This window comes from Micrococcus sp. HMSC31B01, from assembly GCF_001816085.1.
Taxonomy (GTDB): domain Bacteria; phylum Actinomycetota; class Actinomycetes; order Actinomycetales; family Micrococcaceae; genus Micrococcus; species Micrococcus luteus.
In genome coordinates this window covers 1-3,246 of the sequence record NZ_KV825037.1, presented here as the reverse complement: position 1 = coordinate 3,246, position 3,246 = coordinate 1, and the positions used below count along the sequence as shown (strand labels likewise).

Here is a 3,246-nt window from a genome sequence, read left to right as displayed (position 1 = left end):
CGGCGCGGCTCGTGCACCACCCGCGCGCCGGCGGCGCGGGCGAGCATCGCCGAGTCGTCCACGCAGCCGTTGTCCACCACCACCACCTCCAGCGCCGGCCGGCTCTGGGCGGCCAGCAGGGCGAGGCACACACGCAGGTGCTCGGCGTCGTCGAGCACCGGGACGACCACGGAGACCGTGGGGCGGGCCGGGGTCACCGGCTGCGCTCCCGGCGCACGGCGAGGGCGGCGCCGATCCCGGCGCCGACGAGATCGGCGGCGAGGTCGCCGATGGTGTCCGTGTAGCCCACGCCGATCTCGGGGGTCACCGCCGTGTGCCCCCACCATTCGGCCAGCTCCCACACCACGCCCAGGGCCACGGCGGCGGCCGCGATCCCCAGCCCGGCCAGGCCCGGGCCGAGCAGCGCCACGGCCTGCCCGGCCTCGGTCCCCCGACGCCGGAGCCATGCCCCCACCACCAGTGCCGTCAGACAGGCGACCACGGCGGAGGCGGCGGCGTGCACGAGCAGGTCCAGCCACGGCACCCGTGGGTAGAGGCCGATGACGCTCAGCCACCCGGCCAGCAGCAGGACCGCCTGTGCGGCCCAGTCCAGGGCGCCGCCCGGGGCGAGCCAGCGGGTGAGCCACTGGGAGCCGAACACGAGCAGCATCGCCGCCGCGGACGGCCATCCGGCGTGCACCGCCGCGACCGGGACGAGGATCAGGCCGAGCGCGCGCAACAGGTCTGCGGGGATCAGCGGCAGCATGTCAGCGATCGTCCGGGTGGGGGCGGCGTCCCGGCCGAGGGCCGCGCCGACCGGCACGACCACGGCTCGTCAGCAGCAGCCAGAGCGCCGGCAGCAGCAGGGCGGAGCCGAGCGGGTAGGCGAAGTCCTCCACGGGCGCCTGGCCCACGTAGGCACCCACCAGCAGCTCATGGCCGTAGTCGAAGAGCCCCGCGGCGATCATCACGTTGTCGAAGACCGCCGTGAGGGCCCACAGGGCCACCAGGGTGGCCGTCACGGCCCGCAGGTGCTCGCCCCGCACGCGGCCGACGAGGGCGGCGCCCACGAGCACGGCCAGGGCGAGGCCCACGAAGACGAGGACGAGGTCGAGGAAGGTCACCGGCTCCCCCCGTCGGTCGGATCGGCCGGCGTCGCGGCACGGGCGTCGCGTCCCCGGCCGCGCAGCAGGCGCAGCGCCCCGGTGAACAGCACCATCGTGATCTGGCTGAGGAAGAGCAGGAAGAACCCCTCCTCCAGGGGCAGCTGGGGGGCGAGCATCACCCCGGTCATGTAGGGCGACTGCCGGTGCAGGAACACGCCTTCGGCGATCCCCCACAGGTCCCAGGCGAAGAAGTAGGCCACCCCGGCGGCCAGCACCAGCAGCGCCGGGAGCGGGCGATGCCACAGGAACAGCTCGAAGCGCCGGTCCACCAGCAGCATGCAGCCGATGACACCCAGCAGGGCCAGCAGGTAGATCATCCCGCCGCCCCCCGGGTCAGCGCCCACCCGATCAGCAGCAGGGTCACGAGGAAGCCGGTCACGTAGTTCAGCGGAAGGAACAGCTGCCAGCCGCGGTGGGCCGCGCCCGAGGTGGCGTCCGTGATGCGGCGGAAGCGCAGGGTGTTCACCACGTAGGGCACGGCCAGCAGCGCCGCAAGCGGACCCGGCGGGTCGGTGGCCAACAGCAGCAGGCCCGCCGCCGCGTACAGGCCGGCGGCGAGCAGGACGGTGCGCCGAGCGCCCAGCACGGTGGCCACCGAGGCCAGGCCCCCCTCCCGGTCCGGCACCACGTCCTGCACCGCCCCGAACATCTGCGAGGCCATGCCCCACAGGAAGAACGCCCCCAGCAGCGCCGCCAGGGCGGGCGTGGGGGTCGCCCCGGCCAGCACGAGGCCGTAGACCGCGGGGGAGACGAAGTGGGTGGCGGAGGTCGCGGCGTCCAGGAAGGGCCGCTCCTTGAACCGCAGCCCCGCCCAGGAGTACGCCACCACCGCGAACAGGCTCACCGCCAGCACCAGCACGGCGGCCCACTCGCCCCGCACGGCGGACCAGCCCGCGAGCACGGCCACGAACGGCACGGGCAGCAGCACCGACCACGCCAGCACCCGGCGGCGCACCGCGGGGTCGCCCAGCACGGAGCCCTCCACGCCCCCCTTGCGGGGGTTGCGCAGGTCCGAGGCGAAGTCGAACACGTCATTGATGCCGTACATGGCCAGGTTGTAGGGCACGAGGAAGAACACGACGCCCAGGACCACCAGCCACGCGGGCAGCCCCCCGGTCAGGATCGCGGCGGCGGCGAACGGGTACGCCGTGTTCACCCAGCTGACCGGCCGGGACGCCCAGAAGAGGGTGCGGATCATGCGCCGCTCCCCCCGGGGCCCGCGGGCCGGGCCCTGCGCGCGTCGTGGCGCAGTTCGTCCCGGACCACTTCGGCGGAGATCAGGCACATGGGCACCCCGATGCCCGGGCGCACCGAGGAGCCCGCGTACATCAGGCCGGCCACGTCCGCGTCCCGCACCGAGGGACGGAACATGGCCGACTGCGCCAGCGTGTGCCCGGGGCCCAGCAGCGAACCCCGCCAGGCGTGCACGTCCGCGGCGAAGTCACCGGGCCCGTAGGTGCGCCGCACCACGATGCGCTCGGCCAGGTCCGGGATCCCGGCCCATCGGGCCAGCTGGTCGAGGGCCCGGTCCGCCACGGCCTCCACCTGGGCGTCCCCGGCGCGGTCCACCCGCCAGCCCTGGCCGTCACGGACCCGGATGCCGCCGCGCCCCCACCCCGGCTCGGCGGGGGCCGGGACGAGGATGAAGAGGTTCTCGTCGCCCTCCGGGGCCACGCCCGGGTCCGTGGCGGAGGTGCGCGAGACGTAGATCGACGTGTCCGCGGCGAGGTCCTCTCCCCGTTCGATGCGCCCGAAGTTGTCCTCCCAGTCCGCCGTGAACAGCAGGGTGTGGTGGGCCAGCTGGGGCAGGGATCCGCGCACGCCCACGCACACGAGCACGCCGGAGGGGCCGGGGTCGCGCCGGTCCCACGTGGACTCCGCGACGCGCCGGTCGGGAGGCAGCAGACGGGTCTGCACGTGGTGCAGGTCCGCGGCGGCCACCACCACATCGGCGTCGAGGCGTCCCGCGGCGCCGTCGTCGGACCGCCAGGCGACGCCGGTCACCCGGCCCGGGCGGCGACGTCGGCCCTCGTCCCCGCGGGCTGCTCCCGGCCTGGGCAGGCGGGCGGCCGGGCGTCCGAGGCGGCCGGCGGGGGCGGGA

The 3,246-nt window shown here is 75.5% G+C and carries 6 protein-coding genes; all 6 read right to left on the bottom strand.

Going from position 1 to position 3,246, the window contains the following annotated elements; all coding sequences use genetic code 11:
* A partial coding sequence (locus HMPREF3105_RS04155; protein ID WP_141762425.1) for a glycosyltransferase occupies window positions 1–197 on the bottom strand: 197 nt, incomplete at its 3' end.
* On the bottom strand, window positions 194–745 hold the full coding sequence (locus tag HMPREF3105_RS04150) for a DUF2238 domain-containing protein (RefSeq protein ID WP_210401426.1): 552 nt from the start codon (window positions 743–745) through the stop codon (window positions 194–196). The genes HMPREF3105_RS04155 and HMPREF3105_RS04150, both read right to left, overlap by 4 nt.
* A gap of 1 nt (window position 746) precedes the next feature.
* A complete protein-coding gene (gene crtYh / locus HMPREF3105_RS04145) occupies window positions 747–1,103 on the bottom strand; it encodes a C50 carotenoid gamma-cyclase subunit beta CrtYh (RefSeq protein ID WP_070708836.1) in 357 nt (118 codons plus the stop codon).
* On the bottom strand, window positions 1,100–1,489 hold the full coding sequence (gene crtYg, locus HMPREF3105_RS04140; RefSeq protein WP_070708835.1) for a C50 carotenoid gamma-cyclase subunit alpha CrtYg: 390 nt from the start codon (window positions 1,487–1,489) through the stop codon (window positions 1,100–1,102). The genes crtYh and crtYg overlap by 4 nt, the downstream gene beginning before the upstream one ends.
* On the bottom strand, window positions 1,459–2,343 hold the full coding sequence (locus HMPREF3105_RS04135) for a prenyltransferase (RefSeq protein ID WP_070708834.1): 885 nt from the start codon (window positions 2,341–2,343) through the stop codon (window positions 1,459–1,461). The genes crtYg and HMPREF3105_RS04135 overlap by 31 nt, the downstream gene beginning before the upstream one ends.
* Window positions 2,340–3,246, bottom strand: a 907-nt coding sequence (gene crtI, locus HMPREF3105_RS04130) for a phytoene desaturase family protein (protein ID WP_141762424.1), incomplete at its 5' end; no start/stop codon positions are given. The genes crtI and HMPREF3105_RS04135, both read right to left, overlap by 4 nt.